Annotated in this window: 10 protein-coding genes and 1 pseudogene; 10 read left to right on the top strand and 1 reads right to left on the bottom strand. The window is 62.3% G+C overall.

All coding sequences use genetic code 11. From position 1 onward, the window contains the following. The first annotated feature begins 7 nt into the window (after positions 1-7). The 6 genes and pseudogenes from H7995_RS24110 to H7995_RS24090 all read left to right on the top strand — a co-directional run bounded on the left by H7995_RS24110 (position 8) and on the right by H7995_RS24090 (position 7,498). A complete protein-coding gene (locus tag H7995_RS24110) occupies positions 8-2,596 on the top strand; it encodes a TonB-dependent receptor (RefSeq protein WP_185819036.1) in 2,589 nt (862 codons plus the stop codon). Positions 2,597-2,718: 122 nt separating this feature from the next. Continuing rightward, positions 2,719-3,327 (top strand): biliverdin-producing heme oxygenase, encoded by a 609-nt coding sequence (locus tag H7995_RS24105; RefSeq protein ID WP_182341987.1) that lies wholly within the window; start codon positions 2,719-2,721, stop codon positions 3,325-3,327. An 80-nt stretch (positions 3,328-3,407) separates the two neighbouring features. After that, entirely contained in the window at positions 3,408-3,803 is a 396-nt protein-coding gene (locus H7995_RS24100) for a YbaN family protein (protein ID WP_182341990.1), read from the top strand. Between the two features lie 87 nt (positions 3,804-3,890). Beyond that, positions 3,891-5,237, top strand: a pseudogene (locus tag H7995_RS28915) (methyl-accepting chemotaxis protein); the annotation flags it as partial. Between the two features lie 102 nt (positions 5,238-5,339). Further along, positions 5,340-6,095: a methyl-accepting chemotaxis protein gene (locus H7995_RS28910; protein WP_371927865.1), complete on the top strand. Its 756-nt coding sequence runs from the start codon at positions 5,340-5,342 to the stop codon at positions 6,093-6,095. A 56-nt stretch (positions 6,096-6,151) separates the two neighbouring features. Then, positions 6,152-7,498 (top strand): CoA transferase, encoded by a 1,347-nt coding sequence (locus H7995_RS24090; protein ID WP_185819034.1) that lies wholly within the window; start codon positions 6,152-6,154, stop codon positions 7,496-7,498. A 264-nt stretch (positions 7,499-7,762) separates the two neighbouring features. Here H7995_RS24090 and arcD (H7995_RS24085) read toward each other — a convergent pair whose 3' ends face one another. Beyond that, entirely contained in the window at positions 7,763-9,190 is a 1,428-nt protein-coding gene (arcD, locus tag H7995_RS24085; RefSeq protein ID WP_182341996.1) for an arginine-ornithine antiporter, read from the bottom strand. Positions 9,191-9,623: 433 nt separating this feature from the next. Here arcD (H7995_RS24085) and arcD (H7995_RS24080) point away from each other — a divergent pair, with 433 nt between their 5' ends. The 4 genes from arcD (H7995_RS24080) to arcC all read left to right on the top strand — a co-directional run bounded on the left by arcD (H7995_RS24080) (position 9,624) and on the right by arcC (position 14,523). Then, complete coding sequence (arcD, locus tag H7995_RS24080; RefSeq protein WP_166591012.1) at positions 9,624-11,051, top strand: arginine-ornithine antiporter; 1,428 nt, start codon at positions 9,624-9,626, stop codon at positions 11,049-11,051. A gap of 37 nt (positions 11,052-11,088) precedes the next feature. Further along, positions 11,089-12,345, top strand: a complete 1,257-nt coding sequence (arcA, locus tag H7995_RS24075; protein WP_166591011.1) for an arginine deiminase — start codon at positions 11,089-11,091, stop codon at positions 12,343-12,345. A 68-nt stretch (positions 12,346-12,413) separates the two neighbouring features. After that, entirely contained in the window at positions 12,414-13,424 is a 1,011-nt protein-coding gene (locus H7995_RS24070) for an ornithine carbamoyltransferase (protein WP_166591010.1), read from the top strand. Between the two features lie 169 nt (positions 13,425-13,593). Then, a complete protein-coding gene (gene arcC, locus H7995_RS24065; protein ID WP_166591009.1) occupies positions 13,594-14,523 on the top strand; it encodes a carbamate kinase in 930 nt (309 codons plus the stop codon). Positions 14,524-14,525 lie beyond the last annotated feature (2 nt).

Genomic DNA, 14,525 nt, shown 5'->3' with positions numbered 1-14,525 from the left:
GCTATCGATGTCCTCTCGCCTTACCCGCCGGTCCTCTTCACCTTCCCAGCGCGTGCACCACTGCACGCTGTCCCTGTTGACCGCTGCCATGCTGCTGGCCGGCACCCAGGCGGCGCCTGTCATGGCCGCCACCCCGGCCCAACAGCCAAGCCGCCAGATGGGCGACTACAGCTTCGCCATTGCCCAGCAACCACTGGTCTCGGCGCTCAATGCGTTCACCGCCGTCACCGGCTGGCAGGTCGGCTTGCCGGCAGAACTGGCTGAAGGCGTGGCCTCGCCAGGCGTGCGCGGCGCACTGACCCCGGAAAAAGCCCTGGATCGCCTGTTGGTGGGGACCAACCTGAGCTATCGCAAACTGGGCAGCAACAACATCGTGCTGGAGAAACGCGCGACCGGCGGCACCCTCGCCCTGCAGCAGATGACCATCAGCGCCACGCGCCAGGAGCAAAGCGTCGACAGCGTGCCGAGCACCGTGACCGTGCACACCCGCGAAGAGCTGGATCGCAACAACGTCAACACCATCAAGGACCTGGTGCGCTATGAGCCGGGTGTATCGGTCGGCGGTACCGGCACCCGGGGCGGCATCAGCGGCTACAACATTCGCGGCATCGACGGCGACCGGATCCTGACCCAGGTCGATGGCGTCGAGATTCCCAACGGTTTCTTCAACGGCCCGTATGCCAAGACCCAACGCAACTACGTCGACCCGGAAATCGTCAAGCGCGTGGAAATCCTCCGCGGTCCGGCCTCGGTGCTGTACGGCAGCAACGCCATCGGGGGCGCGGTGAGCTACTTCACCCTCGACCCGGACGACATCATCAAGCCCGGCCAGGATGCCGGCGCTCGCCTGAAAACCGGTTATAGCTCCGCCGATGACAGCTGGCTGAAATCCGCCACCGTCGCCGGGCGCGCCGATCAGTTCGACGGTTTGCTGCACTTCAGCCAGCGCGACGGTCACGAAACCGAATCCTACGGCCACAACAACGGCACCGGCCTGGATCGCACCGCGGCCAACCCGGAAGACGTGCGCACCACCAACGTGCTGGCCAAGACGGGCTGGGACTACGCCGAAGACGCGCGCCTGGGCCTGACCTACGAGAAGTACAAGGAGCACCGCGACGCCGACCTGCAAAGCGCCGTCGGCGGCCCGTTCAACAACGGCCAGCCCCTGGGCATGTACCGCTCGCGCACCGGTGAAGAAACCGTCAGCCGCGAACGTTTTGGCCTGGAAAACAGCTTCGCCGTCGATGCCCTGCTGGTGGACAACCTCAAGTGGAGCCTGAACTACCAGATCGCCAAGACTGGCCAGAGCACCCTGGAAGACTACTTCCCGTTCAGCCGTAACGTGATGCGCTCACGCGAAACCCTCTACGAGGAAAAACAGTGGGTGTTCGACGCGCAACTGGACAAGGCATTCGCCATCGGCGAGACCGGCCACGTGCTGACCTACGGCACCAGCATCAAACAGCAGAAAGTCACCGGTTCGCGCACCGGCAGCGGCACCTGCCTGACGGTAGGCCGTGGTTGCAGCGCCGTCGGCGCCATCAGCCCCAGCGATGTGCTGAAAAAGTCCAGCGACTTCCCGGACCCGACCATCGACACCTACAGCCTGTTCGCCCAGGACCAGATCACCTGGAACAACTGGACCTTCCTCCCGGGCCTGCGCTACGACTACACCAAGCTCAAGCCCCATGTCACCCAGGAGTTCCTCAACACCGTAGCGCCTGATGGCCTGGGCACGGTCAGCGATGAGAACAAGACCTGGAACCGGGTCTCGCCCCGGTTCGGCCTGACCTACACGCTGAACGACAACTACACCTGGTTCGGCCAGTACGCCGAAGGTTTCCGTACCCCGACCGCCAAGGCCTTGTACGGTCGCTTCGAAAACCTCAACCCGGGCTACAGCGTGGCACCGAACCCGGACCTGGAGCCGGAAAAAAGCCAGAGCTACGAGACCGGCCTGCGCGGCAACTTCGAGGCGGGCAACTTCGACATGGTGGTGTTCTATAACAAGTACCGCGACTTCATCAACGAAGACGCCGTGACCCCCGGGTACAACGAGCTGACGTTCCAGAGCAACAACATCAAGCACGCCACCATCAAGGGCGTGGAGCTCAAGGGTCGCCTGAACCTCGATACCTTCGGCGCACCACAGGGCCTCTACACCCAGGGCTCGATTGCCTACGCCCACGGCCGCAACAACGACACCGGCGAGCCACTCAATTCGGTCAACCCGCTGACCGGCGTGTTCGGCCTGGGCTATGACCAGGACAGCTACGGCGCCTTGCTCAGCTGGACCCTGGTGCAAAAGAAAAACCTGGTGGACGACAGCACCTTCAATTCGCCGGATGGCGTCAGCGGCCAGTTCAAGACCCCAGGTTACGGCGTGCTCGACCTGGCCGGTTTCTACAAGGTCAGCGACGAGGTGACCCTCAGCGCTGGCGTGTACAACCTGGCGGACAAGAAATACTGGCAGTGGGACAACGTGCGCGGTTACGACAGCGTCGGCGAGGCCGCCGTGCTCAGCCCGGCCAACCTCGATCGCCTGACCGAGCCAGGCCGCAACTTCGCGATCAACCTGATCTGGGACATCTGATCGTTACCCGCTGATGGAAATCTCGTTGCGCCTTTTTCCTGGGCGCAACGAGGATTTTTTACTGTGCTGCGTCTCCTGGTTCGTCTAGTTACCAAGCGCATCTCATTCTCAAGGACTTCTTCATGACCGCTGCCGACCCGACTCAACGCCCGAGCCTGCGTTCCCAACGCCTGAACCAGATCACCCACGAGCCTCATGCCAAGCTCGACGCCCTGGTCAAGGCCCATGCGCCGTTTGAAACCCAGGCCAACTTCGCCCGTTTTGTGGTGGCCCAGTACCTGTTCCAATCGGAACTGGTGTCGCTGTACAACGATCCCGAGCTGATCGCCATTGTCCCCGACCTGGCAGAGCGCTGCCGCGCCGAAGCCGCCAAGGCCGACCTGGCTGACCTCGACACGCCGATCCCGGGCCCAGTGGCAGGCGCCGTGCAACGCCCAAGCAAGGCCGAGGCCCTGGGCTGGCTGTTCGTGTCCGAAGGCTCGAAACTCGGTGCCGCCTTCCTGATCAAGCGTGCCGTAGGCCTGGGCCTGAGCGAATCCTTCGGTGCCCGCCACCTGGGCGAGCCGGCCGGTGGTCGCGCCGAAGGCTGGAAAAACTTCGTCAGGACCCTCGACGGCCTGGCGTTCAGCGCCGAAGAAGAAGCCGCGGTCGACAAAGGCGCCATCGACGCCTTCAACCGCTTCACCGTCTTGCTGGAACAGGCTTACGCCACAGCGCCTGAAATGGCCTGACCAACCCCCTGCCCAACCTGGTTGGGCAGGGCAACCTGTAGCCTTGCGATCCAGTCTCGCGGTCAGCCTCTGAACAACCCATGTCTCGCCTCGCCTCCTCCAAACTCGCGCGCATCCTCTTCGGCCTGCTAGCCTACGTCAGCCTGGGCATTGGCCTGATCGCCATTGTCGTGCCGGGGTTGCCGACCACCGAATTCATCCTGCTGGCCGCCTGGGCGGCGACCAAGAGTTCGCCGCGCCTGAGTGCGTGGCTGGAAAACCATCGGTTGTTCGGGCCGCTCCTGAAAAACTGGCGCAACGGCAAGATTGTTGCGCGCCGGGCCAAGATCAGCGCCACCGTCAGCATGCTGCTGTGTGCGGGGCTGATGCTGCTGATGCTCGATCACGGTTGGCCGATCTACCTCGCCATCGCTGGCATGAGCCTGGGCAACCTGTGGATCTGGTCGCGCCCCGAGTCCCTGCCACACGCCTCCTGACGCCCGCCCCCAGTCGCGAAAGCAACCGTTCGTCGGCTTTTGCTCATGCCCAGCCTTTGTAAGCCGATGTGTCACACATGGCGCTGAATGGATTTGGCGAGCGGGTTGCTCACGACCCTCGGCCCACCAGTCATCCCTTCGCGAGATCGCCCCATGTTCGACTCTCTTTCCATCCGCCTGAAAATCGTGCTGTTGTCCGGACTGTGCCTGTTGGGCGTGGTGGGCTTGATCGTCGGCATGAACATCTACCAGACCAATCAGAACGATCAACTGGTCAGCGCCTCGAGCACGCGAATGCTCACCGCCAGCGTCGAAGACCTGCTCCAGGCCAAGGCGGCCGAGCAGGCGGTGCGGGTGCAGAAAACCTTCGGCGAAAGCCTGCTGGTGGTGACCGCCCTGGCCGACCAGATCGCTGACCTGCGTCGCCTGGCCGGCCAGCGCGCGCTGGATAGCGGCGCCCTGCGCGAGGAATTGAACCAGAGCCTGAAGAGCGCTTTCGAGCGCAACACCGGGGCCCTGGGAATCTGGCTGGCGTTCGAACCTAATGGCCTGGACGGCCAGGACCAGGGCTTCGTCAACGACGCTGCTCGCCTGTCCAACGAAGCCGGGCGATTTGCCAGTTACTGGAGCCGTGCCGGGGGGACCGGGCAAAACACCATCATGACCGAAGAGGACATGACCAAGACCACCCTCAACCTCAGTGGCACCCCCTACAACAGTTGGTACACCTGCCCCCGCGACAGCAAGCGTACCTGCCTGCTCGACCCCTACGCCGACACCGTCGCCGGCAAGGAAATGCTGATGACCAGTATTTCCGTACCGTTGCTGGTCAATGGCAAGGCGATCGGCGTGGTCGGTATCGACATTTCCCTCGACGCCCTGCAAGCCGCCGCCCTCAACGCCCAGCGCGACCTGTTCAACGGTGCCGGGCACATGCTGATCGTGTCCGGCAGCGGTGTGCTGGCCGGCAATAGCGTCGATGCCAGCAAACTGGGGAAAAACCTGGCCGAGGCCCTGGGCAACGACGGCAAGGACGTGCTGCAACTGATCAACGCCAACAGCGCGAAGATTCTCCAGCAGGGCGACCTGATCCGCGCGATGCTGCCGGTCAGCCCGATTGCCGACAGCAAGCCTTGGGGTGTGGTGATCGACCTGCCCCGGCAAGTGCTGCTGGCCGACTCACTGAAACTGCAAACGGTGCTCGATGAGGCGCAGGACCTGGGCACCTACAAGACCCTGGCCGTGGCCATCGGCGCCGGCCTGCTGGGCCTGCTGCTGATGTGGTTGACCGCCTCCGGCGTGACCCGGCCAATCAACAGCGTGGCCGCCATGCTCAAGGCGATTGCCAGCGGCGACGGCGACCTGACCCAGCGCCTGAACTACAGCAAGCAAGACGAGTTGGGCGAACTGGTGAGCTGGTTCAACCGCTTCCTCGACAAACTGCAGCCGACCATCGCGCAGATCAAGCAAAGCATCACCGACGCCCGAGGCACCGCCGACCAGTCCTCGGCAATCGCCCGCCAGACCAGTGAAGGCATGCAGGTGCAGTTCCGCGAAATCGACCAGGTCGCCACCGCCTCCAACGAAATGAGCGCCACCGCCCATGACGTCGCCAATAGCGCCTCGAATGCCGCCAGCGCCGCCAAGGGCGCGGACCAGTCGGCCCGGGACGGGATGTCGATCATCGAACGCAGCACCCGCGACATCAATCAACTGGCCGAAGAAGTCAGCAAGGCGGTGACCGAAGTCGAAGCGCTGGCCGTCAACAGCGAGCAGATCGGCTCGGTACTGGAGGTGATCCGCAGCATCGCCGAACAGACCAACCTGTTGGCCCTCAACGCCGCGATCGAGGCGGCTCGCGCCGGCGAAAGCGGACGCGGCTTTGCGGTGGTCGCCGATGAAGTGCGCAACCTGGCCAAACGCACCCAGGATTCGGTCGAGGAGATCCGCCTGGTGATCGAACGGATTCAGACCGGCACCCGCGGCGTGGTCGCCACCATGCATTCGAGCCAGACCCAGGCGCACAACAACGCCGGGCAGATCCAGCAAGCGGTGCAAGCCCTGGGCAAGATCAGCGAGGCGGTCACGGTGATCAGCGACATGAACCTGCAGATCGCCAGCGCCGCCGAGCAGCAGAGCGCCGTGGCCGAAGAGGTCAACCGCAACGTTTCGGCGATCCGCACGGTCACCGAGACCCTGACCGAGCAGGCCACCGAGTCGGCGCAGATCAGCAGCCAGCTCAACTCCCTGGCCACCCACCAGATGAAACTGATGGACCAGTTCCGGGTGTAGGCCCTCCACCACAGCGCTTTTGTTCTATGATCGAGCCCTCTTTCGGAGGGCACTCGATGACCGACATGCTGACTGCCCTGCAAGCCGCATTGGGCTTGCAGAAAACTGCCATCCCGTTCACCGCCGAGGGCGCCCTGCCCTCGGCGTTTGCCGTCACCGACCTGGCCAGCGCCAGCATCGCGGTGGCCGGCCAGGCCCTCAGCGAACTGCTGCTGCAACAGACCGGCCGTTTACCCGCCCTTGAAGTCGACCGCCGACTGGCGTCTTTCTGGTTCGCCACGTCTCTGCGCCCGCTGGGCTGGAAGGTGCCGCCGCTGTGGGACCCGCTCGCCGGTGACTACGCCACGAGCGATGGCTGGATCCGCCTGCACACCAACGCCGCCCATCATCGGCGCGCCGCCGAACACGTACTGGGGGCCTGCCCCGACCGCAACGCGATGGCCGCCAAGGTTGCGTCGTGGGCCAAGGATGATCTGGAACAGGCGGTGGTCGACGCGGGGGGCTGCGCGGCGGTCATGCGCTCCTGGCAGCAATGGCAGGTCCACCCCCAGGGGATGGCTGTCAACGCCGAGCCACTGGTGCACTTCGTGCCCCGTGAGGATGAGCGCCGCCATGGCGGGTGGGGATCCGTCGCCCGGCCGCTGACTGGGCTCAAGGTCCTGGACCTGACGCGGGTCCTGGCCGGCCCCGCCGCCAGCCGTTTTCTCGCCGGCCTGGGCGCCGATGTGCTGCGCATCGACCCACCCCACTGGCACGAGCCGGGCGTCGTCGCGGAAATGACCCTGGGCAAACGCTGCGCCCACCTTGATCTGCACCAGCGCCAAGACCGCCAGGTGTTTGAAGCCCTGCTCAAGGACGCCGACATTCTGCTCCACGGCTACCGCGCCGACGCCCTAGAAGCCCTCGGCTACGGTGCTCGCGAACGCCAGGCACTGGCCCCGGGGCTGATCGACGTCAGCCTCAATGCCTATGGCTGGAGCGGCCCCTGGCAGAATCGACGGGGCTTCGACAGCCTGGTGCAGATGAGCAGCGGCATCGCCGAAGCCGGCATGGCCTGGCAACACAGCGACCAACCAACGCCCCTCCCCGTGCAGGCCCTGGACCACGCCACCGGGTACCTGATGGCGGCCAGTTGCCTCAAGCTACTGACCACGCGCCTGGCCAGTGGCTGCGGCGGTTCAGCCCGTCTATCGCTGGCGCGTACGGCGAAGCTACTGCTTGAACACCCCGCCACACCACAACCGGCACTGCGTGCCGAAGCGGCCAGCGATCAGGGACTCGTGCTGGAACAGACCACCTGGGGACCGGCCCATCGGCTGCGAGTGCCGCTGAAAATCAACGGCACGCCCTTGCAATGGGCGTTGCCAGCCGGCGAGCTGGGAGCCCATCGGGCACAGTGGTAAAGGGTATTGAAAAAGCCAGTGGGCGCGAGCCTGCTCGCGAGGGCGGTGGGTCAGGCACCCTTGATGTTGAATGGGCTGGCCCTATCGCGAGCAAGCTTGCTCCCACAAAGGCATCCCGCAGTGATATCCCACAGAGATACTCCACCCAGAAAAAACCAGGCCCGCCGGTAGGCCGCCTCGCCCGCCCTGACCACAACAACGGATCTATCCACAAAGCCAAGTATGGCCGCCAGGTGTTCGCCCCCTGATAGTCGAGCGTCAGCCTCACAAACTCAGCACGCCGCGGTACAAGCCATAGGCCGCCACCATCGCACCGGCTACCACGCAGGCGAAAATGCCTTTTTCGATGTGGGTGAACAGCGGCTCGCCCTGCTCATGCTTGGCCTTGGCGAACAGAATCACCCCCGGTGCGTACAACAACGCCGACAGCAGCAGGTACTTGACCCCACCGGCATACAGCAGCCATACCGCATAGACCAGGGCGATCGCGCCGATCAGCAAATCCTTGGTGCGCTCGCCCGAGGCGTTTTCATAGGTTTCACCGCGCCCGCACAACAGCACCGCGTAGGCCGCCGACCACAGGTAGGGCACCAGGATCATCGACGAGGCGAGGTAGATCAGGCTGGTGTAGGTGCCGGCGGAAAACAGGGTGATCAGCAAGAACAGCTGGATCATCACGTTGGTCAGCCACAGGGCATTGACCGGTACATGGTTGGCGTTTTCTTTTCTCAGGAACGCCGGCATGGTCTTGTCCTGGGCCGTGGCAAACAGGATTTCGGCGCACAGCAGCGCCCATGACAACAGTGCCCCAAGCAATGAAATGGCCAGGCCGACACTGATCAGCAAGGCCCCCCACGGTCCGACGATATGCTCCAGCACGGCCGCCAGCGAAGGGTTTTGCAGTTGGGCCAACTCCGGCTGGCTCATGATCCCCAGCGACAGCACGTTCACCAGCACCAGCAGCGCCAGCACCCCGACAAAGCCGATGACGGTGGCCCGGCCGACGTCGGAGCGTTTTTCCGCGCGGGCCGAATACACGCTCGCGCCTTCGATGCCGATGAACACGAATACCGTGACCAGCATCATGTTGCGCACCTGGTCCATCACGCTGCCGAAGTTCGGGTTGCTGCGGCCCCAGATATCCCGGGTAAAGATGTCAGCCTCGAACGCCACGGCGGCAATCACGATGAACATCACCAGCGGCACGATCTTGGCGACCGTGGTCACCTGGTTGATGAACGCGGCCTCCTTGATCCCGCGCATCACCAGGAAGTGCACAGCCCACAGCAGCACCGAGGCGCAGCCGATGGCAATCGGCGTGTTGCCCTGGCCAAACACCGGAAAGAAGTAACCCAGGGTACTGAACAGCAGCACGAAATAGCCGACGTTGCCCAGCCAGGCGCTCATCCAGTAGCCCCAGGCCGACGAGAACCCCATGTAGTCGCCAAACCCGGCCTTGGCGTAGGCATACACCCCCGAGTCCAGATCAGGCTTGCGGTTGGCCAGGGTCTGGAACACGAAGGCCAGGGTCAGCATGCCCACGGCGGTGATTGCCCAGCCGATCAATATGGCCCCGGCATCGGCGCGGGCGGCCATGTTCTGCGGCAAGGAAAAGATCCCACCGCCAATCATCGAGCCGACCACCAGGGCGATCAAGGCACTGAGTCGGAGCTTTTGCGCCGGTTGCGACATCGTTACCTCTCAAATCGACGTTTTGTCATGTTTGCGAACCATAACAAGTGTTTACTCAATTAAATATCCAGCGCAGCCGAACGTTTATCAGTAAAGGATAAAAAATAGAACTCGTTTAGAACTGTCTCATCTATGCCGCCGGAGGATTTTGCCAGTTTTATGGAGCATTTCCGATAAATCCAATCTGTACTGAAAGCCGCCGGCAAAAATTTGCACATTCTGAAAAACCAACTAGCTTCATACCTTGCTGCAATACGATGCATTTACCTTAGTTTCACCTGGAAGCCTCTAGGATGGGCTTCTTGGCGCGTTTAAAAACCTGATAAATCATTCATCAACAATGGAATGTGGCAATGAACTGATCTAAGTCAGCTGTTTGAAACGTCAGCGGATTTACTCTGCGCTCTCACTTCTCCTATAACGGAGTCATGCAATGTCTGAATCTCCCGGAAAACTACGACTAGGGGCCCTGGTCGCGCTTGTGGTCGGCTCCATGATTGGTGGCGGGATCTTTTCCTTGCCCCAGAACATGGCCGCCAGTGCCGATGTAGGCGCTGTGCTGATCGGCTGGGCTATTACCGCGGTCGGTATGTTGACCCTGGCCTTTGTCTTCCAGACCCTGGCTAACCGCAAGCCGAATCTGGATGGCGGGGTCTACGCCTATGCCAAGGCCGGTTTCGGCGATTACATGGGTTTCTCGTCGGCCTGGGGCTACTGGATCAGTGCCTGGCTGGGGAACGTCGGTTACTTCGTATTGCTGTTCAGTACCCTGGGTTACTTCTTCCCGATTTTCGGCGAGGGCAACACCGTCGCCGCCGTGATCGGTGCGTCCGTGCTGCTGTGGGCCGTGCACTTCCTGGTCCTGCGCGGGATCAAGGAAGCCGCGTTCATCAACCTGGTGACCACGGTGGCCAAGGTTGTACCGCTGCTGCTGTTTGTTTTGATCGCCATTTTCGCCTTCAAGCTGGACATCTTCACGGCCGACATCTGGGGCCTGAAGAACCCGGACCTGGGCAGCGTGATGGATCAGGTGCGCAACATGATGCTGGTCACCGTCTGGGTGTTCATCGGCATCGAGGGCGCGAGCATCTTCTCCTCCCGTGCGGAAAAACGCTCGGACGTGGGTAAAGCCACGGTGATCGGCTTCATTACCGTGCTGCTGTTCCTGGTACTGGTGAACGTGCTGTCGCTGGGCATCATGACTCAACCGGAACTGGCCAAACTGCAGAACCCGTCGATGGCCGCCGTGCTGGAGCATGTGGTGGGTCACTGGGGCGCGGTGCTGATCAGCGTCGGCTTGATCATCTCCCTGCTCGGCGCCCTGCTGTCGTGGGTCCTGCTGTGTGCGGAGATCATGTTCGCCGCCGCCAAAGACCACACCATGCCGGAGTTCCTGCGCAAGGAAAACGAGAACCACGTACCGGTCAATGCCCTGTGGCTGACCAACGCCATGGTGCAGTTGTTCCTGATCATCACCCTGTTCTCGGCCAGTACTTACCTGTCACTGATCTACCTCGCCACCTCGATGATCCTGGTGCCTTACCTGTGGTCGGCGGCCTACGCCCTGCTGCTGGCAGTGCGCGGCGAGACGTATGAGAACGCCCTGGCCGAACGCAAGAAAGACCTGTTCATCGGTGGCGTGGCCCTGATCTACGCGGTCTGGCTGATTTATGCCGGCGGCCTCAAATACCTGCTGCTGTCCGCCCTGCTCTATGCCCCTGGCGTGATCCTGTTCGCCAAGGCCAAGCGCGAGTTGGGCAAACCGATTTTCACCAACGTCGAGAAGCTGATTTTCGCCGCGGTCGTCATAGGTGCGCTGGTAGCGGCCTATGGGCTCTACGACGGCTTCCTGACCCTGTAACACTCAAGTTTGTATTGTCATCTGGAGGATCACTGTAATGACCACGGAAAAAGTTAAGTACGGCGTACATTCCGAAGCCGGCAAACTGCGCAAAGTCATGGTTTGCTCCCCCGGCCTGGCCCACCAGCGGCTGACCCCGAACAACTGTGACGAACTGCTTTTCGACGATGTGCTGTGGGTTGCCCAAGCCAAGCGTGACCACTTCGACTTCGTCACCAAGATGCGTGAACGCGGGATCGACGTGCTGGAAATGCACAACCTGCTGACTGACATCGTCGCCATGCCCGAGGCACTGGACTGGATCCTGGAACGCAAGGTCACCGCCGACTCGGTGGGCCTGGGCCTGATCAACGAAGTGAAGTCCTGGCTGAAAAGCCTCGAGCCGCGACACATTGCCGAGTTCCTGATCGGTGGCGTGTCCGCCGACGACCTGCCGGACAGCTTCGGTGGCAAGACCATCCAGATGTTCCGCGACTTCCTCGGCCACACCAGCTTCATCCTGCCACCGCTGCCCAACACCCAGTTCACCCGTGATACCACGTGCTGGATCTACGGTGGCGTGACGCTGAACCCGATGTACTGGCCGGCCCGTCGCCAGGAAACCCTGCTGACCACCGCCATCTACAAATTCCACCCACAGTTCACCAACGCCGACTTCGAGATCTGGTACGGCGACCCGGACCTGGATCACGGCAGCTCCACCCTTGAAGGCGGCGACGTCATGCCGATCGGCAACGGCGTGGTCCTGATCGGCATGGGCGAGCGCTCGTCCCGCCAGGCCATCGGCCAACTGGCACTGAACCTGTTCAAGAACAAAGCCGTAGAGAAAGTGATCGTTGCCGGCCTGCCGAAGTCCCGCGCGGCGATGCACCTGGACACCGTGTTCAGCTTCTGCGACCGCGACCTGGTCACGATCTTCCCGGAAGTGGTGAAGCAGATCGTCGCCTTCACCCTGCGACCTGACGAAAGCAAACAAGGCGGCATCGACATCCGCCGCGAAGAAACCAGCTTCCTCGACACCGTGGCCAAGGCCCTCAACCTCAAGGCGTTGCGCGTGGTGGAAACCGGTGGCAACAGCTTCGCCGCCGAACGCGAGCAGTGGGACGACGGCAACAACGTGGTGGCGGTAGAGCCAGGCGTGGTCATCGGTTATGACCGCAACACCTACACCAACACCCTGCTGCGCAAGGCCGGGATCGAGGTCATCACCATCAGCGCCGGCGAGCTCGGCCGCGGCCGTGGCGGCGGCCACTGCATGACCTGCCCGATCATCCGTGACCCAATCGACTACTAACCTATAAACCCTGGCCGCCACTTATCGAGTGCGGCCGGGGGGATAACCGAAACCCAAGGAGATCCAAAATGGCTTTTAACATTCATAACCGCAATCTGCTGAGCCTGGAACACCACACCCCTCGCGAATTGCGTTATCTGCTCGACCTGTCCCGCGACCTCAAGCGCGCCAAGTACACCGGTACCGAGCAGCAGCACCTCAAAGGCAACAACATCGCACTGATTTTCGAAAAAACCTCGACCCGCACCCGCTGCGCGTTCGAAGTGGCCGCTTATGACCAGGGCGCCAACGTCACCTACATCGACCCGAACTCCTCGCAGATCGGCCACAAAGAAAGCATGAAGGACACCGCCCGCGTACTGGGGCGCATGTACGACGCCATCGAGTACCGTGGCTTCAAGCAGGAAATCGTCGAAGAACTGGCGAAGTTCGCCGGCGTACCCGTGTTCAACGGCCTGACCGATGAATACCACCCGACCCAGATGATCGCCGACGTGCTGACCATGCGTGAACACGCCGACAAGCCGATCCACGAGATCAGCTACGCCTACCTGGGCGATGCGCGCAACAACATGGGCAACTCGCTGCTGCTGGTCGGCGCCAAGCTGGGCATGGACGTACGCATCTGCGCCCCCAAAGCCCTGTGGCCCCATGACGACCTGGTGGGTCGCTGCAAAAAGTACGCGGAAGAAAGTGGCGCCCGCATCACCCTGACCGAAGACCCGAAAGCCGCGGTCAAGGGCGTGGACTTCATCCACACCGACGTCTGGGTATCGATGGGCGAGCCCGTGGAAGCCTGGGCCGAGCGGATCCAGCAACTGCTGCCGTACCAGGTCAACGCCGAGCTGATGAAAGCCACCGGCAACCCACGCACCAAGTTCATGCACTGCCTGCCAGCCTTCCACAACAGCGATACCAAGATCGGCAAGCAGATTGCCGAGCAGTATCCGCACTTGGCCAATGGCATCGAAGTGACCGATGACGTGTTCGAATCGCCAGCCTGCATCGCCTTCGAGCAAGCGGAAAACCGCATGCACACGATCAAGGCGATCCTGGTATCGACCCTGGCTGACCTGTAACAGCTCACTCGGCTCCCACTGACTGGACCCAGTCAATGTGGGAGCTGGCTTGCCTGCGATGGCAACACCTCGGTGCTCCTGACAGACCGTGGTGATGCTATCGCGAGCCAGCTCGCTCCTAGAGGGGGCCGCGTAACCGGCTTATATTTCTTCGAAGAAGGACAGCATTATGCGTATCGTCGTTGCTCTGGGCGGTAACGCCCTCCTGCGTCGTGGTGAACCCATGACGGCAGACAATCAACGCGCCAACATCCGGATCGCCACCGAGCAGATCGCCAAGATCCACCCCGGCAATCAACTGGTGATCGCTCACGGCAATGGCCCGCAAGTCGGCCTGCTGTCGCTGCAGGCCGCCGCCTACACCTCCGTTTCCCCCTACCCGCTGGACGTGCTCGGTGCCGAAACCGAAGGCATGATCGGCTATATCATCGAACAGGAACTGGGCAACCTGCTGGACTTCGAGGTGCCGTTCGCCACGTTGCTGACCCAGGTTGAAGTCGACGCCAACGACCCGGCGTTCAAGAACCCGACCAAGCCGATCGGCCCGGTCTACAGCAAGGCGGAAGCCGAAGCGCTGGCGGCAGAAAAAGGCTGGGCCATCGCCCCCGATGGCGACAAGTTCCGCCGTGTGGTGGCCAGCCCGAAACCCAAGCGTATTTTCGAGATCCGCCCGATCAAGTGGTTGCTGGACAAGGGCAGCATCGTGATCTGCGCCGGTGGTGGCGGGATCCCGACCATGTACGACGAGAACCGCAAGCTCAAGGGCATCGAAGCGGTGATCGACAAGGACCTGTGCTCGGCGCTGCTGGCCGAACAGCTGGAAGGTGACTTGCTGGTGATTGCCACCGACGTCAGCGCGGCGTTCATCGACTTCGGCAAGCCCACCCAGAAAGCCATTGCCCAGGCGCACCCCGACGAAATGGAAAAGCTCGGCTTCGCCGCAGGCTCCATGGGGCCGAAAGTCCAGGCCGCCTGCGAGTTCGCGCGCAACACTGGAAAAGTCGCGGTGATCGGTTCACTCTCGGACATCGAAGCAATCGTCCAGGGCAAGGCCGGCACCCGTATCAGCACGTCCAAGCCTGGCATTACCTACCTGTAAGG

The sequence above is a fragment of the Pseudomonas kielensis genome (assembly GCF_014236655.1).
In the GTDB taxonomy this organism is placed as follows: Bacteria; Pseudomonadota; Gammaproteobacteria; order Pseudomonadales; family Pseudomonadaceae; genus Aquipseudomonas; species Aquipseudomonas kielensis.
The sequence above is the reverse complement of the archived record's forward strand: the minus strand, read 5'-3'. Positions and strand labels throughout refer to the sequence as shown.